General features: G+C 60.2%; 22 protein-coding genes and 1 tRNA gene. 15 read left to right on the plus strand and 8 right to left on the minus strand.

Features of this window, described 5'->3' with window-relative positions; all coding sequences use genetic code 11:
* The 5 genes from HJC04_RS26040 to HJC04_RS26060 all read left to right on the plus strand — a co-directional run bounded on the left by HJC04_RS26040 (position 1) and on the right by HJC04_RS26060 (position 3,588).
* Positions 1-381, plus strand: a complete 381-nt coding sequence (locus HJC04_RS26040) for a hypothetical protein (protein ID WP_221147441.1) — start codon at positions 1-3, stop codon at positions 379-381.
* Positions 382-1,042: 661 nt separating this feature from the next.
* On the plus strand, positions 1,043-1,333 hold the full coding sequence (locus HJC04_RS26045; protein WP_221147442.1) for a head-tail connector protein: 291 nt from the start codon (positions 1,043-1,045) through the stop codon (positions 1,331-1,333).
* A 3-nt stretch (positions 1,334-1,336) separates the two neighbouring features.
* On the plus strand, positions 1,337-1,603 hold the full coding sequence (locus HJC04_RS26050; protein ID WP_221147443.1) for a hypothetical protein: 267 nt from the start codon (positions 1,337-1,339) through the stop codon (positions 1,601-1,603).
* Positions 1,590-1,997 (plus strand): phage terminase small subunit P27 family, encoded by a 408-nt coding sequence (locus tag HJC04_RS26055; RefSeq protein ID WP_221147444.1) that lies wholly within the window; start codon positions 1,590-1,592, stop codon positions 1,995-1,997. Before HJC04_RS26050 ends, HJC04_RS26055 begins: the two co-directional genes overlap by 14 nt.
* Positions 1,966-3,588 (plus strand): terminase large subunit, encoded by a 1,623-nt coding sequence (locus HJC04_RS26060; protein WP_259668958.1) that lies wholly within the window; start codon positions 1,966-1,968, stop codon positions 3,586-3,588. Before HJC04_RS26055 ends, HJC04_RS26060 begins: the two co-directional genes overlap by 32 nt.
* Before the next feature lie 85 nt (positions 3,589-3,673).
* On the opposite strand, the gene HJC04_RS31980 is transcribed toward HJC04_RS26060, so the two are convergent.
* Positions 3,674-3,982 carry a hypothetical protein gene (locus HJC04_RS31980; protein ID WP_259668959.1) on the minus strand — a complete coding sequence of 103 codons (309 nt, stop codon included), beginning with the start codon at positions 3,980-3,982 and terminating at the stop codon, positions 3,674-3,676.
* On the opposite strand from HJC04_RS31980, the gene HJC04_RS26065 reads away from it, so the two are divergent.
* The 4 genes from HJC04_RS26065 to HJC04_RS26080 are packed head-to-tail and all read left to right on the plus strand — an operon-like array spanning position 3,959 to position 7,704.
* A complete protein-coding gene (locus HJC04_RS26065) occupies positions 3,959-5,605 on the plus strand; it encodes a phage tail length tape measure family protein (RefSeq protein ID WP_259668960.1) in 1,647 nt (548 codons plus the stop codon). The genes HJC04_RS31980 and HJC04_RS26065 overlap by 24 nt on opposite strands.
* Positions 5,602-6,360 (plus strand): hypothetical protein, encoded by a 759-nt coding sequence (locus HJC04_RS26070; protein ID WP_221147446.1) that lies wholly within the window; start codon positions 5,602-5,604, stop codon positions 6,358-6,360. The genes HJC04_RS26065 and HJC04_RS26070 overlap by 4 nt, the downstream gene beginning before the upstream one ends.
* A 16-nt stretch (positions 6,361-6,376) precedes the next feature.
* Positions 6,377-7,519 (plus strand): hypothetical protein, encoded by a 1,143-nt coding sequence (locus HJC04_RS26075; RefSeq protein ID WP_221147447.1) that lies wholly within the window; start codon positions 6,377-6,379, stop codon positions 7,517-7,519.
* Positions 7,519-7,704 carry a hypothetical protein gene (locus HJC04_RS26080; protein ID WP_221147448.1) on the plus strand — a complete coding sequence of 62 codons (186 nt, stop codon included), beginning with the start codon at positions 7,519-7,521 and terminating at the stop codon, positions 7,702-7,704. The genes HJC04_RS26075 and HJC04_RS26080 overlap by 1 nt, the downstream gene beginning before the upstream one ends.
* Before the next feature lie 638 nt (positions 7,705-8,342).
* Here the strand turns inward: HJC04_RS26080 and HJC04_RS26085 are convergent.
* From HJC04_RS26085 to HJC04_RS26095, 3 genes are all read right to left on the minus strand, one after another.
* Positions 8,343-8,627 (minus strand): hypothetical protein, encoded by a 285-nt coding sequence (locus HJC04_RS26085; protein WP_221147449.1) that lies wholly within the window; start codon positions 8,625-8,627, stop codon positions 8,343-8,345.
* A 113-nt stretch (positions 8,628-8,740) separates the two neighbouring features.
* On the minus strand, positions 8,741-9,232 hold the full coding sequence (locus tag HJC04_RS26090) for a hypothetical protein (RefSeq protein ID WP_221147450.1): 492 nt from the start codon (positions 9,230-9,232) through the stop codon (positions 8,741-8,743).
* Positions 9,233-9,441: 209 nt separating this feature from the next.
* Positions 9,442-9,681: a transcriptional regulator gene (locus HJC04_RS26095; protein WP_221147451.1), complete on the minus strand. Its 240-nt coding sequence runs from the start codon at positions 9,679-9,681 to the stop codon at positions 9,442-9,444.
* Between the two features lie 106 nt (positions 9,682-9,787).
* Here HJC04_RS26095 and HJC04_RS26100 point away from each other — a divergent pair, with 106 nt between their 5' ends.
* The gene (locus HJC04_RS26100) at positions 9,788-10,060 is read left to right on the plus strand and encodes a hypothetical protein (protein WP_221147452.1); all 273 of its coding nucleotides are present in this window, start codon (positions 9,788-9,790) and stop codon (positions 10,058-10,060) included.
* Between the two features lie 157 nt (positions 10,061-10,217).
* Entirely contained in the window at positions 10,218-10,532 is a 315-nt protein-coding gene (locus HJC04_RS26105; protein WP_221099429.1) for an HNH endonuclease, read from the plus strand.
* A gap of 158 nt (positions 10,533-10,690) precedes the next feature.
* Here HJC04_RS26105 and HJC04_RS26110 read toward each other — a convergent pair.
* Positions 10,691-10,766, minus strand: a tRNA-Thr gene (locus HJC04_RS26110).
* Between the two features lie 156 nt (positions 10,767-10,922).
* Between HJC04_RS26110 and HJC04_RS26115 the strand changes: the two genes are divergently transcribed.
* From HJC04_RS26115 to HJC04_RS26125, 3 genes are read left to right on the plus strand one after another with little or no spacing between them, the layout of a single operon-like run.
* Entirely contained in the window at positions 10,923-11,696 is a 774-nt protein-coding gene (locus HJC04_RS26115) for an NAD kinase (RefSeq protein ID WP_221147453.1), read from the plus strand.
* 4 nt (positions 11,697-11,700) lie between these two features.
* Positions 11,701-12,204, plus strand: coding sequence for a hypothetical protein (locus HJC04_RS26120; protein ID WP_221147454.1), 504 nt, complete (start codon positions 11,701-11,703; stop codon positions 12,202-12,204).
* Between the two features lie 31 nt (positions 12,205-12,235).
* Positions 12,236-13,255: a dienelactone hydrolase gene (locus HJC04_RS26125; RefSeq protein WP_221147455.1), complete on the plus strand. Its 1,020-nt coding sequence runs from the start codon at positions 12,236-12,238 to the stop codon at positions 13,253-13,255.
* A 51-nt stretch (positions 13,256-13,306) separates the two neighbouring features.
* Here the strand turns inward: HJC04_RS26125 and prfB are convergent.
* The 3 genes from prfB to HJC04_RS26140 form a co-directional block, all read right to left on the minus strand.
* Positions 13,307-14,438 (minus strand): peptide chain release factor 2 gene (gene prfB, locus HJC04_RS26130; RefSeq protein ID WP_210628257.1). Its coding sequence is split into 2 segments (ribosomal slippage): positions 13,307-14,368 and positions 14,370-14,438, totalling 1,131 coding nucleotides; the frame shifts between segments, so codons are not numbered across the junction.
* 102 nt (positions 14,439-14,540) lie between these two features.
* A complete protein-coding gene (locus HJC04_RS26135) occupies positions 14,541-17,000 on the minus strand; it encodes a penicillin-binding protein 1A (protein ID WP_210628258.1) in 2,460 nt (819 codons plus the stop codon).
* Between the two features lie 360 nt (positions 17,001-17,360).
* Complete coding sequence (locus HJC04_RS26140; protein ID WP_221147456.1) at positions 17,361-18,620, minus strand: N-acetylmuramoyl-L-alanine amidase; 1,260 nt, start codon at positions 18,618-18,620, stop codon at positions 17,361-17,363.
* Positions 18,621-19,242: 622 nt separating this feature from the next.
* Between HJC04_RS26140 and HJC04_RS26145 the strand changes: the two genes are divergently transcribed.
* On the plus strand, positions 19,243-22,110 hold the full coding sequence (locus tag HJC04_RS26145; protein WP_221147457.1) for a ribonuclease E/G: 2,868 nt from the start codon (positions 19,243-19,245) through the stop codon (positions 22,108-22,110).
* Positions 22,111-22,188 lie beyond the last annotated feature (78 nt).

A 22,188-nucleotide genomic window follows, 5' to 3' on the forward strand; every position in this document is an offset into this window, starting at 1 on the left:
ATGCGTTCTATCGCATCTAATATCGCGGCCAAGTCTTCAATCGATCCTGCAGTCCAATCGGCCAGCGTCAACGGCGCCGGCATCGACACTCTCGGTTTCGGCAGCCTTGCATTTCTCGTGCAGACCGGCGCGATTGTTGGCTCTGGCGCGTTCGGTGTGTCTCTCGAAGACTCGGACGATAATGTGGCATTCGCGGCTGTAGCAGCTGATCAGGTCAAGTCGAATGCGCCGGCGGTGCTGGCGGCGAGCTCGACCTACAAACTCGGTTATCACGGTTTTAAGCGTTACGTGCGCCCGATCCTGACGAAGGCGAGCGGCACCTCAGTTGCGGCCGGCGCTATTGCGGTGCTTGGCAACGCGGCTCAGCGGCCAGTTGCCTAATGTGATATGTCCTTGCGGCTTCTCTGTCCCTAAGGGCACCAAGTGCGACTGCCGCCAGAAGGCGGCGGTTGCGCGGCAGAAGGCCAATGACCAGGCGCGAGGCAGCGCGGCCAACCGCGGTTACGACGGTAAGTGGGCCAGGGAAAGCAAGGCGTGGTTGGCTGCCCTTGGCAATCCACTATGCGCCTGTGGCTGCGGTCGGCCTGCTGACATGGTAGACCACATCGTTGCACCTAAAGGTGACAAGCGGCTGTTCTGGGATCGCAAGAACTGGCAGCCTTACAACGGTCTGTGCAACAGGCGGAAGGCAATCAAGAGTGAGGGCGGTTTTGGGCGCTAGTCCCTAAGTTCATCGATACCCTTGCGCAATGCACGCTCGATGCCCTTACGTACACCCATCAGAAATGGTGTGCTGTTGCCCTTTGTTCCAGGTTGTCCTGGTATTCCAGGGAGGCCGACTGCGGTGCCCTTGATCGCTCGGTAGCCCACTTCGAAGCCGTCCCTGAACGTGCCTTCCCTTATCATATCGGCTTCCACTGCGCGTCCTCCCATCTGATGCGCCTCAAGGTGTCACAACCGGGTCGGTCGTCAATTCTGACCAACCCCGCCTGGACCAGCGTGGGTGGCTTCTTCGGTATAACCCCTAATTGGAAATTTCGTCATGGCAATCATCGACCTTGTCGCCGCGAAGGCGCATCTGAATATTACATTTGACGACGACGACACGCTGATTGAGGACAAGATCGAGGCTGCGGAGGCATATCTTGAGAGCCTTCTCGGGTTTGCGATCGAAGATGAATTCGAAGTCGTCCCTGGCGACCTCAAGCAGGCCGTGCTCGTCCTTGTCGGCCATTTCTACGAAAACCGAGAGGCCACAGGTGCCAACCTTTTCGAGGTGCCGCATTCTGTTTGGGACGTGGTGAGGGAACGTCGCTCCTACGCATTCGAGTGAACCATGCAGATTGAATTCGAGATCATCAAGATGCGACCGGCCAGCGACATGCTGGATAATGGACAACAGATCGTCGCTACATTCGACGTCGACGTTTTCCCTTTCCGGATCTGGCGCGTGCAAGTCCGCGAAGCTCCGAACGGTGAGATTTTTGCTGCGCTACCCGGCCGGACCAATGGCGGGATTTCGATAGCATCTCCGGAACTAGTTGCCGCCATCAAGGCGGAGGGCATCGCGGTGTACCGGGAGAAGTTCGATGGCCAGAGGTAGAAAGGCAGTCGTCACCGCGCTCGACGGAGCACTGTCAATCGCTCCGAATCCACCGTCCTGGCTACCGCCTCACGCTAAGGCCGAGTGGCGTCGCGTCGTGCCGCAGCTGGTGTCTGACAGGAAGATCGCCGCCCACGAGCTAGGCACTGTCGAAGCATATTGCCTAGCTGTCGCGAACATGCGGCAGGCCGAGGCGATCGTTGCAAAAGACGGCCCGACATACGTGTCACCAACCGGTGAATTGAAGCGCCACCCCGCCACAACGCTCGTCAAGGAAGCTGTGGAAGCCTCTCGCAGGCTGGCCGCAGAGCTCGGCTTGACGCCCGCCAGCAGAACCAAAAACAAGGGAGGCGCCGCCGGCAATGACGATGACGACGCCCTCGGCGACATCTAGTTACCCAGCCTGGATTTTTGACAACAGCCCAATTCCAGATCCCCACGGCAAGGGCGAGCGAGCTGTAGCCTTCCTTAAGGCGCTGCGACATCCCAAGTCCACAGCACCCGGCCGTGCTTTTCAGTTAGACAGATGGCAAGAGAGGATCATTCGCAAGGTCTACGGCGACACCAAGCCCGACGGCACGCGCCGCATCAAGACCGTGTTCGCACTAATCCCTCGAGGCAATCGCAAGACCACGCTCGGCGCGGCGCTTGCTATGCTGCATCTAGGTCCGGAACGCATTCCAGGCTCGCAGGTGGTCAGCTCAGCGGTCGATAGAGACCAGGCGCGTATCGCGCTCGAGGAAATGAAAGGCATCATCGACGCCCATCCGCGGCTGGCTGAGGCATTTCAAGTCCAGGACACCAAAAACCGAATTACGCATCGAAAGAGCAAGGCGCACTACCGCGCCATGTCGGCGGACGCTGCCACGGCCCACGGACGCACGCCGGTCTTCGCGCTCGTCGATGAGCTCCATGCATGGAGAAAGCGTGATCTCTGGGACGCCATCAAGACCGGCCTGGTGAAGACACCAGGAAGTCTCTTGGTGGTGACAACGACCGCCGGCATAGGCCACGAGAACATCGCGCATGAGATGTACCGCTATGCGAAGGCGGTAGCCTCTGGCAAGATAGAGGACGAGGCATTTCTGCCGATCCTGCTTGAGGCGGGCGCGGACGAGGACTGGCGCGACGAAGCAGTATGGCATCGGGTAAATCCTGGCCTGTCGTGCTCACCGCCTTATCCCGACATCGACGGCATGCGGCAGATGGTGCGCGAGGCAGAGCACCGACCCGCCGACCGCGAGATGTTTCGCCAGCTGCACCTGAATACCTGGCTCGACGGCGCGGCGAATCCGGAATGGTCGCTCGACGTTTGGGACGAAAACACCGGCGAGCTCGACCTAACCGTACTGGAAGGGCGACCGGCGTGGATCGGGGTCGATCTCGCCAAGCGCATCGACCTTGCCGCCGTGGCAATCGCCATTCCCACGGCCGACGACCGCGTGGCCTTGCATGTACAGACCTTCTGCCCAGATGGCGCAATCCGACGGCGCACCGACGGCGTCCCATATGCGCTATGGCGCGATCAGGGCTGGCTTACCGCCACGCCTGGCGACACCATCGATCTGGCCGCGATCGAGGTGCACATTCGCGGCTTATGCGAGCGCTTCCAAGTCGAGGAAATCGCGTTCGACCGGTGGCACGCCCAGGATGTCATGAAGTCGCTTGAGGACGATGGCCTGCCGGTCGCGGAGTTTCCGCAGAACATATCCACGTTCGCGAGGCCGGTGATCGACTTTGAAGCTACCATGTTCGATCGCAAGTTCATCCACGGCGGAAACCCACTACTCAGGTGGGCGGTTGGTAACGTCGTTCTATACACCGACGCCAGCGGCAATCGGCGGCCGGTAAAGGAGAGGTCGATCGACAAGATCGACCCGGCCGTTGCGGCAATTATCTCGGCCGGCCGTGCCATCCAGGGTGCATCTGGCCGCAGTAGCTACGAAGACGCGGATCTCAGCGATTTGTCGCTGTTTGCCGTCTAAAGGGAAAAATCAATGAAAATCACCACGGCGCCATCAGGCGTGCGGAGGCCAGCGCATGGCTGACAATACCGATGACCTGATTATTTCAATCAGCACTGATCAGGCCACGCTCCGCCGCAGCATCCAGCGTATCGAACGCGATTTGGCCGGCTTGTCGGGATCGGTGCAGAAGCAGTTCACGGCCGTCGGCAAGTCGATCGACAATTCCATTTCTTCCACGATGCAGAACCGTATCAATGCCATGGTAGGCATTGGGAGCAAGGCATCGAAGGAGTGGACCGGTGCGCTCGCCGACCAAGGCAAGGAATTGGAACGGCTTCGCGCCAAGTACAATCCGCTTTTTGCTGCCCAGGCGACCTATGCGGCCGGCTTGAAGGAAATCAAGCAGGCGCATGCAATCGGCGCCATCTCGGCATCGGAGATGACGGCGGCGCTCAATCGCGAGAAGATCGCCTTCGCCTCGCAGGTCTCAGCGATAAAGGCGCGCAACGCCGCTCTCGAGGCAATGCCGGCGAACGACAATCGCGTCGGTGGCGCATTCCAGACCGCTAATATCGCGGCTCAGTTTCAAGACATCGGCGTGACCGCGGCGATGGGGATGAATCCGCTCCAAATTGCGCTTCAGCAAGGCACTCAGTTGTCATCGGTTCTCGCGACGATGGGCGGCGGCAAGCAGGCGATCTCTGGCCTCGCTGCCGCGTTTGCTTCGTTGTTGTCGCCGATATCTTTGGTCACTATCGGCCTTGTCGCCGGCAGCGCCGCGCTGGTTCAATATTTCACTGCAGGTGAAGACGGCGCGAAGAAAACAACGCCTCTCATTGAGAAGCAGAACGAGTTGATCCGCGACGCCGCGGCCGCATGGGGTGAGGCCCTGCCGTCGGTCACCAAGGTTGTCGACCAACTCGACCGAGCCAAGCAGATCAGCACCGGCCGTGAAGCCGGCGATATCCTTGGCGCGCGGGCGCTCGAAGGACTCGGTGAAAAGCTTGAGGGCATCAATCGCCAGTTTGCAGAAGCTATGCGCGGGCTTCGCGGCATTCAGGCCGATCCCGCCTTCATTCGCGATTTCGGCAAGGCCTTCAGCGATCTGAAGGAGCGGCTGGACAACGGCACCGCGTCCATCGCCGATATAAATGCGGCGCAGCAGATGCTGGCGGCAGCTGTCGACCAATACGGGGTGAAGTCGGTCCTCGGATTCCGCGACGCGTTCGAGAAGATCACCGAGTCGATCCAAAAGTCGATTGCCGCATCGAAGGAAGCGCGTGAGGAGTGGATCCGAGCCCTCGCCGGCGGCTCGAACGTGCAGGACGTCACTGCAGGCGCCACATTCCGAGACGAGAACGGCAAGACGCATCAGACGGGCACATTTACGCCTACCGTTGGACCGACACCACAGAGCCGGCCGCTTATCGAGCTCGAAGGCCTGCCAGGCGCCGAAAATGCGGACAAACAGGCCGAAACCGCCGCCACCAAGGCAGCCAACGCCTACCGCGATCTGCTCAAGTCGGCAGACGACCGGCTCGGTCAAATGCTCCAAGAGATCGACCTGCAGGGCAAGTATGGCGTGGCGGCCGACACGGCCCGCTTCCGGCTCGACCTCCTCCAGCAGAGCGAAGACAAGGGCCGCTCGCTTAATGCGGAACAGAAGGCGGCCATTGAGAAAAAAGTGGAGCTCTACGCCCAGTATGCCGACGTGCTTTCGAAGACGAAGCTGCAGCAGGACCTGGTCAATGCGGCCCGCTTCAATTCGCTGTCCAAGGAAGACCAGCAGATCACAACCATGCTGCGCCAATATGGCCGGCCGGAAGATTTGGACGGCGAAGACGCGGCCCGGATCCGCAGCTATTTACGGACGGAAGACCTTCGCGGCGATCTAAAGGCGTTCGCCGGCGATTTTAAAGACGCCCTTCTGAACAACGGCGGCGACATCGGCAAGGCATTTGCGGATTCAATCCAGCGTCCAATTTGCGGCGCCGGGCACAGTTTTAACCTAGAACTCGGAGATTTTTACTCGTGAGCGCCTATTTCGCAATTAAAGCCGGCGACGCTTCGTTTCTGTTCACAGACGGCGCGGGCTATACCACCGGAGACGGCATTGCCCGTATCTTCGCCAGAAAGGTGTCGGTCGCGCCGACCGAGCCCTTCGCCATCACCACCCAAGGCAACGCGGAACTCGGCGAGAAAATTCGCGCCTTCCTGTCCGCGCAAGTCGACAGGCTCGGCGTCGACGACTTCCTCGACCTATTCCTGCCGGTATTCCTGGCCGGGCTGCGGGATAGCTACGCGGATCTGCCACGAATTGCGGGCAACGACGTCGTCGCGGCAATGACGATGTGGTCGCAAACGCGTGGCATCCTGCATCTGGGTTTCCAGACCGGCCAGGAGCCAGACCGGCCGGACACCATCCCCTTCGAACTTCAGACCCTCGGCACGACAACGTTGCGGGGACCAACCTTCGATCTGATGAAGCTGGCCGGGTACAGGCGCCCGCGCTTCGGAGAAGACCAGGCATCCTTCGTAAGGGAGCTCGGCGTCTCGGTGCTGACATGGATGCGGGAAGTCGCATCCGTTCCCACGATGCTGCAGGGCAGCTCCGGAGCAAAACCGCATCACTGGGTGGGCGGATTTGTCGACATGACTGTCGTTGATGCCGCCGGCGCCCGCGTCGAACGCATCCACACATGGCGGCAGGACGCCGTCGGACAGCCGATCGATCCTTTCCGCCAGCCGCTTAACCGCTCACAACGCCGCGCCGTAAAGCGCGTGGCCTAACACTTCAAGGAAAAAAATGAGCCAGCCAACAGATTTTAGTGTGCCGACGACCGGCCCAGCCTCGCCGACACTCATGGCGACGCGCATGGATGATAGCCTTCAGGCCCTTCTCAGCGGCAACTCCGGCGCTACCAGGCCGTCTTATGCGGTCGCCGGGACGTCATGGGTTTCCACGGCCATAGCAGGGCAGTTGCAGCTATATTTCTACGATGGAGCTGACGACATTCTGCTGCTGGCTGTCGATACCGCAACGAATGTCGTTACCTTCAGTGGTCTCGGCGCATCGATCAATGCAGCGACGGCAAAGACAACTCCCGTCGGCGCCGACAAACTGGGCATTTGGGATAGCGCGGCGGGCGGCACGAAGAGCCTGACCCTCACCGCCTTGAGCACCTTTCTCGCGCCGCTGCTCGGTCCGGACTTTGTCGAAGGCGGCATTGTCTTGCCAAACGGCTCGACGCCGCTGACGCATCTCGATATCGCCGCCTTCAAAGTCAAGGCGCTGAGCAAGGTGGCGATTTCGGCTGGCACTCTGACAAAAAATATCAACGGCACCTGGGTGGCCGGCAATGGTGGCGGCCTGGACACTGGCACCAAAGCTGCCAATGCCACTTATTTCGTCTACGCGCTGCGCAAGCAGTCGGACGGGACGGGTGAGGTGGTGCTTTCGACTTCTGCCACTGTGGGCGGCGTAAGCTTGTCGCTGCTGACCGGCTATGATGTCCTTACGCCGATCGGCGTTGCGCTGACTGACGCCAGCTCGAATATTCGAGAGTTCACGATGGAGCCCAGCGGCGAGTATACGTTTACGACGCCCATCAGAGAAGCAACGAACATTGCTATCTCGACTACATCAGCGCTCTTGGCCATCACGGTGCCAAATGGCGCTAGGGTCAAAGCTAAGCTTCGCTTTATGTTTTCATCCGCAGCGACCACCAACTCGGCTCTGGTCCACGACCCCGCCAAGGGCGTCCTTGTCGCCGGCGGCAACGACTCAGGCGGCAACGTTGGCACTATTCAGGTATCCGGCGGCTTTGCAGTCGGGGGAGGAGACGTCTTCACGAACACGAGCAAGCAGGTCAGATATGTCGCTGGCGCTTCCGGCACCATTTGGGTCTGGAATGACGGGTTCTATTTCCCATGCAAGAGGATCGCATAATGGCTTACGTCACACGAAGTGCCGATGGCGAGATCGCTGGACTGTATGAGCAGCCTCAAGAAGGTTACGCCGAAGAGTTTCTGCCTGATGACAATTCCGAGGTAGTGGCGTTCTCCGAAAGGTCGGAAGCGGCTTTGGCGGCCAGCCGGACCGAGATGCTGCGTCACATGCGCGAATGCAAGTGACTGTGAGGAAGGGCGGCCTTCGGGCCGCCTATTCTCCCGCGATCTGATTCGCGATCGTGACACCAAATCCGGGCACAAGAACGCAACCGGAACAAAAATCTGTTTTTCCTACAACGCATGATCGTTTATTATAAGAAGTATGTAAGCCTTTGATTCCGCCGAGAAATTCATGTCATCGTGGCCTTGACTTTTTCTTACATCTGGGGATAATAGGGCATCCGCACGAGGGTAGATATTATAGGGGATAGACTTTCCTAAATTTTCCATTAAAAAAGGACGTGCTGATGTCAGCACGCCCTTTCGTTGAAGTGGTCTTGATTTTGAAGGTTGGACCGCCAAAACCAGAGAATACACCTCGGTCGGCACTGAGTATGTACCTCTGTAGGGCTTTTAACGCAACCCTATGAGGTTAATATGTCTACTCGTAAGACCCATGACGCTTCCCGTAGCTCTGTGACGGGGCGTTTCGTTACTCCCGAGTATGCTGCCAAGCATCCGAAGACCACTCAGAACGAGCGCATCCCCAATCCTGGGCGCGGCGATACTAAGAACGAGCCTCCTCGCAAGAAGTAGTCTCGGTCAGAAGGATGCCGGCGCTCCGAAAGGGGCGCCGTTTTCGTGCCCGCCCTCCGCACAGGCTACTTCTTGCCGCGCCTGGTGTCCCTTTCGCGCCGCCACTTCTGCAGATCCGTCTCGCCGGAATTCTCTCTCATCCACTTGGTATAGCGGTCTTCGGTCTGTGTAACAGTTAGACCGCTGATCTCGTCGAGCTTCGCGTCGATTGCGCGCCGATCCCATTTCCGAGTTCCCGGGATTGCCGGCGGCATTTTGTAAGTGGCGACCCATAAGGAGAAGGTCGACTCGGCAATGCCGCAGTATTCGGCCGCTTCCTTTCGGCCCATGAGGCGGGATTCAATCGTCATTCTATCTCACCAAGAAAAATTACATCGTTGCCGCCGGCCATCGCATGCGATGACGGTTTCGACGTCATGGCGTTTGGATAAGAAAAAGGGCGAGTCGCGGGACGACCCGCTCGCTACACTTTCCCGTTGCGCGCTCTCACATATGCTGCGGCAACGTCTTGGAAACTCGTGAATTCATCCAGCCAAATCTTATAGGCGGCTTGAAAGCCCTCAACTGACAACACTCCCTTGGAACGGTTCACAGCCACCTCTGCCATCCAGTGCTGGTACCTTGAGGAGGCGAGGTCAAGTTCGCGGATAGGCGCCCTTAGCTCCTCGAAGTTCATTAAGACGATGGATCTTGCTTTGTGAATCGGCGGTGGCCCACTTTCGACTTCTTGTCCAATGGAGATGTGGCGCTTTCCATCCAGCCAGTGATCGTGCTCGTATACTGCCGCCATCATCTCTTCAAAACGCTGTACGCGACGAGCCTGTCTGGCGCTTCTAGCGGACAGAATATGAGAGACTATCGGACTTAGTGCACCACCCAAGATCGCGAGTGAGCCGCCGACGATCACCGGCATTAGCACAGGCCAGATATTTGCCGGAGTAGATGCATCCGTCATCTTTGGTTACGTCTCATCGCCGCGCCATTATCCGTTGCCGACTCCCGTGACGTCTCTCGGTCGCGGGATTTCTTCGAGCGCGAATAGTGGCGAGTTGCGAGTGTTAAATTCTTCATGCGACGCCCGTAGATCCCAGGAGGCTACAGGCTGCCACAAAATACTAGAACCGGGCTACGTAGCGCCGCGCGGTATGCACATAATTTTATCTGTCACGGGGTGCGCGGCTTGACGACACCTTCGCCGCGGTCGTTGTTGATGAACTCGATCCCCGCGGCTTCGAGCGCTGCTTGTATCTTTGCGACGGTGTTTCCAGTAGCTGACAGCAGTGGACCATCAATCTTTTCCAAACGCTTGATGGTCTCGACGGAGACATCTCCCGCCTTCGCAAGCTGCTTTTGATCCCACTTCACTATGGCTCGCGCGCCACGGACCTGTGCACCGGTAATCATTATTACACCTCAGAGGTAAAATTATGCACCTTAGGTGTTGACACCTCAGGTGCGTTGATATACCCATAAAGTGTCACAACGAGAAACGCAACGAGGAGCCCAGAATATGCTTGCCGCGCCGACCACAATCGACAGAACCTCACTCCCGCGCTCACTGATCGGAAGAAGACGACGCTTCTTCAACCCCGCATACCAGTTTGATTTTGAGATTGGCCAAACAGTTTTTCTAGTCTGTACCGGTGAAGAGGCGATTGTGTCCGGCCGCATGCAGGTCATGGGCTGCGAAGACGAATATGCGGTTGAGGTCATTGGCGCGAAATGCGCGCCCCTGCGAGTATTCGCGCAGGAGATCACCGCGGACGTCTCGCGCACTTTGTAAGTTTCATCTACCAGCCGATGGCGGTCGGCTGCCTGCCCGTCGGCCCCTGTTTGCCGCATAGCCGACGGGCAGAACTAATCACCATGCCACCACAAGCGCACCGTCGGCCCCACCAGCCGGCGGTTTTTCATCGTGGCGCGTGTGCTATGCTGACCGCATGAAGACGGAGATCAAGCGAAAACTCCTTGTGCATCTCTTCCAGAAACAGGAGGGGCGTTGCTGCTATTGCGAGCGGTATGTCATTCTATCATATCGGTGGCGTGATCAGCAGAGGCCTGACGCGGCCACGATCGAGCATTTGAAGCGACGAGCCGATGGCGGCACCGATCATCCCGACAATCTCGCGATGTCGTGCAAAGAGTGCAACGACGCTCGCCAGGACATCGACTGGCTGACCTACCGCTCGCTCAAACGCGGCGAGTTCGTTGAATACGTGAGATCCGTGGACCATGGAGCGAGGGCGGCGGAATGATGCGGCCTTCTCGTGCGCCATTCATGTTCCACGGAATCCCCGCTGATGCAGGAAAAGCCCGGAAAACATGGTAATTTCCGTTGATGTTTGGCGCATGAAAAAAGCCCGCCTTTCTGGGCGGGCTTGTGTCTAAGCGATTGTTTTCGCTACCAAATCCGTGGTGCCCCCGGCAGGGTTCGAACCCGCGACCCCCTGATTACAAATCAGGTGCTCTACCAACTGAGCTACAAGGGCAATAGCTGCCCAACTAACAGATTCTGCGATCCTGTAAAGGAAAATCCGTGCCGGCGCAGACAGTCGGCGTGGATCCAAAACGCCTTGTCGTGCAAAACGGCCTTGTCGCAACTGCCATTTATCCTTTAGCTAGAGCAGCTTCACAAAGGGCATTGTATGGGCCGTTCATTCCAGACGCTTTCCTTTATCGCCTCGCCGACGATGGAGGCGCTCGCAGCGCGCGAAGAGCTGATTCGCATCTATGGCGACGTTCCGCAGGACAAGGCTGATGTCATCGTCGCACTGGGTGGCGATGGCTTCATGCTGCAGACGCTGCACAGCACCATGAACTCGGGCAAGCTGGTCTACGGCATGAACCGCGGCTCGGTCGGCTTTCTGATGAATGACTACAGCACAGAACGACTTCAGGAGCGTATCTGCGTCGCCGTCGAAAACGCTTTCCGCCCCTTGAAGATGACCACGGCCAATGCCGACGGTACCAATTCGACAGCGCTCGCCATCAACGAGGTCTATCTTTTTCGCCAGTCCTATCAGGCAGCCAATCTGAGAGTCGTGGTCGACGGACGCGTGCGTCTGGAGGAGCTGATCTGCGACGGGCTGATGGTGGCCACCCCAGCCGGATCAACGGCCTATAATCTTTCCGCCCATGGCCCCATCCTGCCGCTCGAGGCGCCCCTGCTCGCCATGACGCCGGTCAGCGCTTTCAGGCCGCGGCGCTGGAGGGGCGCCCTGCTTCCGAACAGGGTGACTGTCGATATCGACGTGCTCGAGCCGGTGAAGCGGCCGGTGAATGCGGTGGCGGACAATACGGAAGTCAAATCGGTGCTGCATGTCCGCATCGCCCAGTCGGAGCATATGACGGCGCGTATCCTCTCCGATCCCGACCGCTCCTGGTCCGACCGCATTCTCGCCGAGCAGTTCAAGGATTGAGATGATGGCAATGCGCCTGACATTGATGACCACGATTTTCCTCGTCGGATGCTCGGCCGCGATCGCCGCTCCCACGCAGGACGTCATCCTGCCGGCTTCGGTGATTTTCGCGACCAGCACCGGCTACTGGGAGAACGACGGCAACGCGCCTGATGTCGAGCGGGCGCCCACCACTGCCGAAAGCGTTTCCGACTCCCAGGAAAAGAGCCATGGTTACTATAAGCTCTTTGCCGTGCGTCAGCCGGACAGGACCTCGAAAGTCTATCTTCAACAGATTGCCCAGACCGAGACCGGTCCTGCGATTGCCTCAACCATTGAGCTGCAGGAGATCAGCGACCTGAAGCCTTACGTGACCGATATCCGCCCCGAAAACTCGAGCGGCATCATCAAGCAACCCGGCCTCTTTGCCACGATCTATCTGAAGACCGATCCCGCGGCCGAGCCGGACGGCTGGACCGTGCTGATCGACGAACTCGGCGACATCACCATCGAGAAAGCAACCAATTGAGCAGCGAGACGCTGTTTTCCAGGCGACAAGGATGAAGCTCGGCTTTCGCGAGGGCGTCCTCTACGACGACCGGAGACCGGACTGGGACGCAGCCGGCCCAAGGCCCGTCCGCTGGTCGCTATGGTATCCGGCTGCCGATGACGCGCGGGAATGCGAGACTCAGGAGAGAAGCTGGTTTCGGAAGGCAGCGGTCGCTCGCGACGCACCAATTCGGCCTTCAGACCGGCCCTATCCCCTCGTCCTGCTGTCACACGGCACCGGCGGTTCTGCGGCCGGACTGGAATGGCTGGCGCGACGCCTGGTCGATCGCGGATTTGCAGCGCTCGGCGTCGATCATCACGGCAATACGGGCAGTGAGCCTTATCGCGCGGAAGGGTTTGCCTGTCTCTGGGAGCGGGCTCCGGATCTGAGCTTGATGCTCGACCGCTGTCGCGACTGGCTTGGCGATCTTGCCGGTCGGATCGATGCGGACCGTGTATTCGCGGCCGGATTCTCGGCCGGGGCCTATAGCGTCATGCTGCTTCTCGGCGCCGTCACCCAATTCTCGCAGTTCGAACCGTCACGGCTGAAGCCAGGTGGTCCGCACGGCCCGAGGGAATATCCCGACCTCGCCGATCATATCCCCTCACTGCTCCGCACCAGCGATGTTTTTCGCAAATCATGGTCCCGCATGTCGCGATCCTATCGCGACGACAGGATCGCAGCGGCGGTCCTCTGCGCACCGGGTCGCTCCGTTCTCAGCTTCGGCGCGGAAAGCCTGAAAACTGTGGTGGCGCCTACTCTTATCCTTGTCGGCGATGCCGACAAGGCGGCACCGGCCGAGGAATGTTCTTCATGGCTGCATGAGCGGCTGACCGGAAGCGCGCTGAAGATCTTCGGCGGCGGCCTCGGGCATTATGTCTTTGTGCCGGAGGGCACCGGGCTCGGCCTTGCCTTTGCCGCCGAGCTCTTCACCGATCCGCCGGGCATCGAACGGGGGGCCGTTCATGACGAGATTGCCGCTCTATCGGCAGCGCTGTTTCACGACGGCGACACCGGAGCGATAGGCTGAACAAAAAAAGCCCTGTTTCCAGGGCTTTCCGATTTCTATAGTGCTGAATTATCAGTCGACATCCTCGACGACCGCGTCGGCGGCGCCGCTGATGCGATGGGCAAGGGCCGCTTCCATGAATTCGTTCAGATCGCCGTCGAGCACGTCGTCCGGAGCGGTGCTGGCGACGCCGGTGCGCAGGTCCTTGACCAGCTGGTAGGGTTGCAGCACGTAGGAGCGGATCTGGTGACCCCAGCCGATATCCGTCTTGGAAGCGGCTTCGGCGTTGGCGGCCTCCTCGCGCTTCTTCAACTCTGCTTCGTACATCCGGGCACGCAGCATTTCCCAAGCCTTGGCGCGGTTCTTGTGCTGCGAACGCTCCTGCTGGCAGGCCACCACGATCCCGGTCGGGATATGGGTGATGCGCACGGCCGAATCCGTCGTGTTGACGTGCTGGCCGCCGGCGCCCGACGAACGATAGGTGTCGATGCGGCAATCGCTTTCGTTGATGTCGATGTTGATCGAGTCGTCGACGACTGGATAGACCCAGATCGACGAGAAGGACGTGTGGCGCCGCGCATTGCTGTCGTAGGGGGAAATGCGCACCAGACGATGCACGCCCGATTCCGTCTTCAGCCAGCCATAGGCGTTGTGGCCCTTGACGAGCAAGGTGGCGGACTTGATGCCGGCCTCTTCGCCATCATGGACTTCGAGAAGCTCGACCTTGAAGCGCTGGCGTTCCGCCCAACGGGTGTACATGCGCAAAAGCATGTTCGCCCAGTCTTGGCTTTCGGTGCCGCCGGCGCCGGAATGGACTTCCAGATAGGTGTCATTGCTGTCGGCCTCGCCGGACAGCATCGCCTCCACCTGGCGGCGCGCAGCCTCGGCCTTCAGCGCCTTCAAGGCATCCTCGGCCTCTTTGACGACGCCTTCGTCGCCTTCTTCCTCGCCCAGTTCGACCAGCTCGACATTGTCTTTCAGCTGCTGTTCCAGCTGCCGGACGCCGTTAACGCCGTCATCGAGCTGCTGGCGCTCGCGCATCAGCTTCTGCGCTTCCTGCGCATCGTTCCAGAGGTTCGGATCCTCTGCCTTGTTGTTCAACCAGTCCAGTCGTCTTATCGCCTGGTCCCAGTCAAAGATGCCTCCTCAGCAGGGTGATAGCCTGCTTGGTTTCATCGACCACGTTTTCGATTTCCGCTCGCATTTTCCTGCTTCTCTGTAACGGTCTTCTTCAAGTGCTGGTGACATAGAGACGCCCGCCGCGGATGTAAAGAGCCGGGGCGGGCTTCTAAAATCGGGTGGGGACTCAGAAGAGTCCTGGCGTGCCGGTCTGAACGGCCTGGTTGGCCTGCGGCGAGGTTTTCAGGATCTCCTCCGGCGCCATGGTGCTGTCCATGCCGATGACGGAGAAGCTGTCGGCAGGTCCGGTGCCGGGCTTGAAGGCCTCGACGATCGTGTTCGGATCGCCGTCGGCGGCGGCCATGCCGGTCTTGCGGTCGATCGGGATCAGGTTCATGCCCTGCGGAATGACGAACTTCGATTCCGGCATGTCCTTGACGGCGGCCTGCATGAATTCGTTGAAAATCGGGGCGGAGAGACCGCCACCGGTGCCGCCGCGGCCGAGCGGGGCCGGCGTATCGAAGCCCATATAGAGGCCGGCGACCAGATCCGGGGTGAAGCCGACGAACCAGGCATCCTTCTCGTCGTTGGTGGTGCCGGTCTTGCCGGCGACGTCGCGACCGCTGAGATCGATCTTGCCAGCGGCAGTGCCGCGCTGGATGACGCCCTGCATCATCGAGGTGATCTGGTAGGCGGTCATGGGGTCGAGAACGGTTTCGCGGTTGTCGACGACGTTGGGCTCTTCCTGGTTCTGCCAGTCGCCGGCATTGCAGCCCTCGCAGAGGCGCTCCTCATGCTTGAAGATCGTCTTGCCGTAGCGGTCCTGGATACGGTCGATCAGCGTCGGCTTGATCTGCTTGCCACCATTTGCAATGACCGAATAGGCCGAGACCATGCGCAGCACTGTCGTGTCGCCGGCGCCGAGCGACATCGAGAGAACCGGCAGCATGTGATCGTAGATACCGAAGCGTTCGGCATATTCGGCAACGATATTCATGCCGAGATCGTTGGCGAGGCGGACCGTCATCAGGTTGCGCGAATGCTCGATGCCCGAGCGCAGCGTCGACGGGCCGCCGACTTCGCCGCCGTAGTTTTCCGGCTTCCAGACCTGGCCACCCGAGACGATCTCGATCGGCGCGTCCATGATGACGGAGGCCGGGGTATAGCCATTGTCCATCGCAGCTGCGTAGACGAAGGGCTTGAAGGAGGAGCCCGGCTGGCGCATCGCCTGGGTGGCGCGGTTGAATTCGGACTGAGCATAGGAGAAACCGCCGACCATGGCGAGCACGCGGCCGGTCTTCGGATCCATGGCGACAAGGCCGCCCTGTACCTTGGGGGGCTGGCGCAGACGGTAGGAGGTCGACGCGTCGTCACCGAGCTTCTCGACATAAACGACATCGCCCGGGCTCAAGACACCGGCCGGCGATTTCGCCGTCTTGCGGGAGCCATCCGCCGATCGGTAGGCCCATTGCATGTTCTTGGCGTCGATGGTGCCGCGCAGACGGTCCGCCGCAACCTTGCCGCTCCCCTCCTTGGCCGGTTGCAGGCCGATGTCGACGTTGTCGTCGGAGACGGAGAGCACGACGGCCAGGCGCCATTCCGGAACGTCGGACAGCGCGGGAATATCGGCAAGCGCCTTGCCCCAGTCGCCGCTTGCGTCGATCTGCTTGACGGCCCCATGGAAACCGCGGCGCTCGTCATAGGTCACGAGGCCATCCTGCAGCGCCTTGCGCGCGGCGAGCTGCATCTGCGGATCGAGCGATGTGCGCACGGAAAGGCCGCCCTCGTAGAGAACTTTCTCGCCATATTGGTCGATCAACTGGCGGCGCACGGCCTCGGCGAAGTAATCGGACGCGAAGAGCGATGGTCCGTTGCTGCGGGCGGTGACGCCGAGCGGCTGCTTCTTGGCTTCCGCGCCGTCGCTCTGGCTGACATAGCCGTTCTCGACCATGCGATCGATAACCCAGTTGCGACGCTCGAGCGCCGCCTCAGGATGGCGGAAAGGATGATAATTGGCCGGACCTTTCGGCAGCGATGCCAGATAGGCCGCCTCGGCGACAGTCAGCTCCGTAACCGACTTGTTGAAATAGGTCAGCGCCGCGCCGGCGATGCCATAGGAATTCATCCCGAAGAAAATCTCGTTCAGGTAGAGTTCGAGAATCTTGTCCTTGCTGTAGGCCTGCTCGATACGGAAGGAGAGGATTGCTTCCTTGATCTTGCGGTCGATCGTCTGGTCCGAGCTCAATAGGAAGTTCTTGGCCACCTGCTGGGTGATCGTGGAAGCGCCAACAGGACGGCGACCCGAACCGAAATTCTGCAGGTTGACGAGGATTGCGCGGCCGAGACCAGTGAGGTCGACGCCCGGATGGTTGTAGAAATTCTTGTCCTCGGCCGACAGAAAAGCGGCCTTGACGCGGTCGGGAATGGCCTGGATCGGCAGGAAGAGACGTTTTTCCTTGGCGTATTCGGCCATGAGAGCGCCGTTGCCGGCATGGACGCGGGTCGTCACCGGCGGCGCGTAACTGTTCAGAACGGCATAGTCCGGAAGATCCCTCGCGACATTGGCGAGATAGATGGCAATGCCCGCCGCCGCGACCAGAAACAGGACGCAGGCCATTCCGAAGAAATATCCAAGAAGTCTAAGCATATTTTCAGCTACCGGTCTCTTCGATCTACAATCGGCGCGGACGCAACGATTGCACAGATCGAGACAATTTGCACGTTGCGCGCGGCTTACTCCATGAGCGCTACCGCCACAAGCCGATTCCGCGCCTCAAGCTAGGAAACATAAGCCGGAGTAACGGCGCGAATGTGAGCAAAATAGGGCTCTGCCCGCCGCAATCACTGCCTCGGCAGCGTTTCATCGGGACTGTCACATCGAAGCAACGCCTTCCCCGGCGACAAGCCGAACCGCGCCGCTCAGAACGTGATTGACCGGATGCGTCCAAGTCACTGTTTTCATGGATCTCGCCTGAGCGAATCCATTAAAATATCCGGGCGGCGTTCTTCAGCCGCCATTCGCCACGACGCCGGTGCGGTATCGCTTCACCGCCTCGGTCAGAAGATCGGCGATCCTGGTGCGCCAGGTTTCGTCGAGCAGCAGTTTTTCGTCTTCGGCATTCGACAGGAACCCGAGCTCGAGCAGGATCGACGGCACGTCGGGCGCCTGCAGCACGCGGAAGCCGGCGTGGCGATGCGGATTGTTGATGGTGCCGATCTGGTCCTTGAAGGAATTCAGCACGCTCTCGGCCAGCGAAATCGAGAAGGCCTGCGTCTCGCGCCGCGTCAGATCGAGCAGGATGTCGGCGACCTCGGGCGGCTCGGCGACCGTCTCCTTGCCGGCGATCTGGTCGGAAAGGTTTTCGCGCTCGGCAAGGTCGGCTGCGAGCTTGTCAGAGGCCTTGTCCGAGATCGTATAGACCGTCGCGCCGCGGATGTCCTTCTGTTTCAGCGTATCGGCATGCAATGAAATGAACAGGCCGGCATGGTTCTGGCGGGCGATCAGCACGCGCTGGGAAAGCGACAGGAACTCGTCGTCACTGCGCGTCAGGAACGCCTTGATGCCCGGCTCCTTGTTCAGCCGGTCGGCCAGGGCCTTGGCGAAGGCAAGCGTCACTTGCTTCTCTTCGGTCTTCGTGTCGACGCCGATCGCGCCGGTATCGATGCCGCCGTGGCCGGCGTCGACGGCAATGACAAAATCGCCGGGGGCGGTGTTTTCTGGCGCCGGAATGGCGCTCGTCGTCTGGGCCGCGTCGGTCCGATCGTCCCAGGATTGTGTCTTGACCAATTCGGCAAAGGCCTGTTTGTCGATCATCTCGGCATCGAGCACCAGGCGATGGCCCCTGCCCGCCTCGTCGGCTTGCACCTTGGCGAGCGAGAGCTTCACCGGCCTTGCCGTTGTCAGCACGATGCGGGCGCTCTCATCATCCATCTTGCCGTAGCGGATATCCTTGAAGAGGCCGCGGGCGGCCAAATCCTTCGCCGGAAATCCAAAGGCGGTGGCTGACAGATCGACGACGATCCGCTCCGGATTGGCGAGATAATGGACGGAGAAACGCGGTTCGCGGTCGAAATCGATGACGATACGCGTCCTGGCATCATCGCCGATGATGCGCGCCCCATAAGCGAGCAGCGGATCCTTCGTCTCGGCCGAACCCGCGAGGCCAGGCAGGAGGCAACCTGCAATGAGCACCGCCGTCTGAATCCGCCTAGCCAATGTCGATCGCCGCGTTGCGGACTGCGCCACGATCCGAGCCCTCTTAAGCAATAAACCGCCACACCCTATTTATACCGCGATGGACCTGATATGGCCGGAACGGACGCCCGAGAGCGAAACGCCTTGCCGCCTGCCGAATCGCGGTCACCTGCCCCCGGTTTCTATGCGATTCGAAATCCATCAATATTATGGCACATTTGGCTTTTCCCTTGCTATTGTGACAGAGAAAACATACAACGCATTTTAGGGTAGAAGTGTTGACGGGATAGAGTCGCCGCAAGGGCTGCCAGCCAGATCTGGACCTGGCGCCACATCGGTCATCGTCCGCCGTCTCATGCGCTTCAACCCGAGAACTGGATCCTGATTTTCCGGCATCTGTCGGAACTTCATTGGTGGATCAGCCACCACGCTCTCAGGGAGCAACCTCATCGGACCCGAACCGGGTCTTCGTATTTGTCGATCACGCTTGGTTGTTGATGGTTTCGCAGCAGGTTTTATCTGAAGTGCACAGGCCCCGGACCGAAACGGTTCCGGCTGCGGTCTGGCTGCTGCTCTCCCCTTCGCGTCAAGCGCGACTTTCATTATCCGGCGCGGCCACGGTGGACCGCATTCTTTCTGTTTCAACAGCAGTCGGGAATGCGCTGTCGCGGCCACGCCGAGGAGCACAGCTTACATGGCAGACAAAATGCTTATCGATGCGTCTCACGAGGAAGAGACGCGCGTCGTTGTCGTTCGCGGGAACCGCATAGAAGAATTTGACTTCGAGTCGCAGCACAAGAAGCAGATCCGCGGCAATATCTATCTTGCAAAGGTAACGAGGGTCGAGCCCTCGCTGCAGGCCGCTTTCGTCGATTACGGCGGTAACCGGCACGGCTTCCTGGCCTTCGCCGAAATCCATCCCGATTACTACCAGATCCCCCTCGCCGACCGTCAGGCGCTGCTTCGGGCCGAGGCCGAGGAGCACCGTCGCGACGAAGACGTCGAGCACGTCGAAACCGCGCCGATGGTCGATCTTTCGACCCAGGATCAGCCGGATGTCGGCATCGTGCCGACAGAGGCACCGGCTGCCGTAACGGAAGAGGCCGCGCCGGAAGAGATTGCCGTAACGGCAGAGGTGGCAGGATCACCTGAAGCCGCCGAGGAAGCGCCGGCCAAGAAGGCAAGGCCGCGCCGGAGCCGCAAGAAGGTTGCCGAAACGACGGCGACGGAAGACGCCGTTCCGACAGACGTCGAAGCGGAAGGCGCTTCGGGTGTCGACAACGACGATGACGCCCCTGCCGGCGGCACGATGGCCGCGATGGTGGAAACCGACACGATTTCCGAGGACATCGACACCAGCAAGCGTCGCCACGATGACGACGACGACGACGATGATCACGGCGAAGAGGAAGTCATCGAATCCGTTGGCGCCGAAGACGCAATGGAAGAGGTGCCGGACCGCGTGCAGCGCAAGCCGCGCAAGCAGTACCGCATCCAGGAAGTCATCAAGCGCCGCCAGATCCTGCTGGTTCAGGTCGCCAAGGAAGAGCGCGGCAACAAGGGTGCCGCTCTCACCACCTATCTCTCGCTTGCAGGCCGCTATTCGGTTCTGATGCCGAACACGGCGCGCGGCGGCGGCATTTCCCGCAAGATCACCAATCCGCAGGACCGCAAGCGCCTGAAGGAAATCGCCCGCATGCTCGAAGTGCCGCAAGGCATGGGCGTTATCCTGCGCACCGCCGGCGCCAACCGCACCAAGGTCGAGGTCAAGCGCGATTTCGAATATCTGATGCGCCTGTGGGAAAACGTCCGCACGCTGACGCTGGCGTCGACCGCTCCCTGCCTCGTCTATGAAGAAGGCTCGCTGATCAAGCGCTCGATCCGCGACCTCTACAACAAGGATATCGGCGAGATCATCGTTGCCGGTGAGGAAGGCTATCGTGAAGCGAAAGACTTCATGAAGATGCTGATGCCGAGCCATGCCAAGGTGGTTCAGCCCTACCGCGACATCCACCCGATCTTCTCGCGCTCCGGCATCGAGGCCCAGCTCGACCGCATGCTGCAGCCGCAGGTAACGCTGCGTTCCGGCGGCTACCTGATCATGAACCAGACGGAAGCGCTGGTTTCGATCGACGTCAACTCCGGCCGCTCGACGCGCGAACACTCGATCGAGGACACTGCGCTGCAGACGAACCTCGAAGCCGCGGAAGAAATCGCCCGCCAGCTTCGCCTGCGCGACCTCGCCGGCCTGATCGTCATCGACTTCATCGACATGGAAGAAAAGCGCAACAACCGCGCCGTCGAGAAGAAGCTGAAGGAATGCCTGAAGAATGACCGCGCCCGCATCCAGGTCGGCCGGATCTCGCATTTCGGCCTGCTCGAAATGTCGCGCCAGCGCATCCGCGCTTCAGTTCTCGAATCGACGACCCAGGTCTGCTCGCATTGCGGCGGCACCGGCCACGTCCGTTCACAGTCCTCCGTCGCCCTGCATGTGCTGCGTGGCATCGAGGAATATCTGCTCAAGAACACGACGCACAACATCACCGTGCGCACGACGCCTGACATCGCGCTCTACCTGCTCAACCACAAGCGCCAGACGATCGTCGATTACGAAGCGCGTTTTGGCGTAGCGATCATCATCGATGCCGATGGTTCGGTCGGCGCGCAGCACTTTGCAATCGACCGCGGCGAGCCCGTCGAAAACCCGGTCAAGATCGAAAGCCTCTTCAACTTCGCAGCCATCCCCGAGGATGAGGACGACGACATCGTTATCGAGGCTGATGAGGAAGAAGACGAAGAACTCGAGGAAAAGGCTGCCGCGACCGAACGTCCCGCTGCGGCGCGTTCGGAAGGCGAAGCTGAAGGCAACCGTAAGCGCAAGCGTCGCCGCCGCCGTCGTGGCCGCAACGGCAATGCCGAGCAGCCGGCAGCCGCTGCAGGCGAAGCCGGCGACGAAGAGGAAGATGGCGACGACGAGGGCGCTGAGGGCGACGAAACCGCCGCCGCTGCACCCGAGAGCCGCGCCGAAAACGAGGAATCGCAGCGCCGCAAGCGCCGGCGCCGCGGCAAGCGCGGCGGTCGCCGCAACCGGGAGGACGGGTCCGAGCTGACGGCGAATGAAGCCGGCGAAGACAGTGGCAGCGAGGATGAAGACGACGGCACTTCGGATGACGTCGCTCCCGGTGAAGCAGCAATTGTCGAGACGGTTGCCGAACAGGCCAGGGAGAGCCAAGCTGTAACGGCTGCCGTCGAGGACGTGGGTGTCGTCGCCGAAGAGGTAAAGCCTGCCCGTGGCCGCGGCCGCCGGAAGCCCGCCGCAGCGCCGGTGGAAGAACCGGTAGCGGAAGCGGCACCAGCCGTAGAAGCAGAGCCGGAGGTGGTCGAAGCCTCGGCCGATCTCGCAACGCCCGCGCAGGAGGAAGCAAAGCCGGTTCGCGCCAACCGCGAATCCAATATTTCTTCCTCAGAGCCGACGGTGAAATCCACCCGCAGCGAAACAACCGAAAGCGATGACAGCAAGCCGAAGAAAGCCGGCTGGTGGCAACGCCGTGGCTTCTTTTGAACGCTGATTTTCGGACGTAAATGACGATAATCCGGCCGTGGCGACGCGGCCGGATTTTTGTTTATGGCGACAGCATCA

This window comes from Rhizobium sp. NLR8a (assembly GCF_019685235.1).
Taxonomy (GTDB): Bacteria; Pseudomonadota; Alphaproteobacteria; order Rhizobiales; family Rhizobiaceae; genus Rhizobium.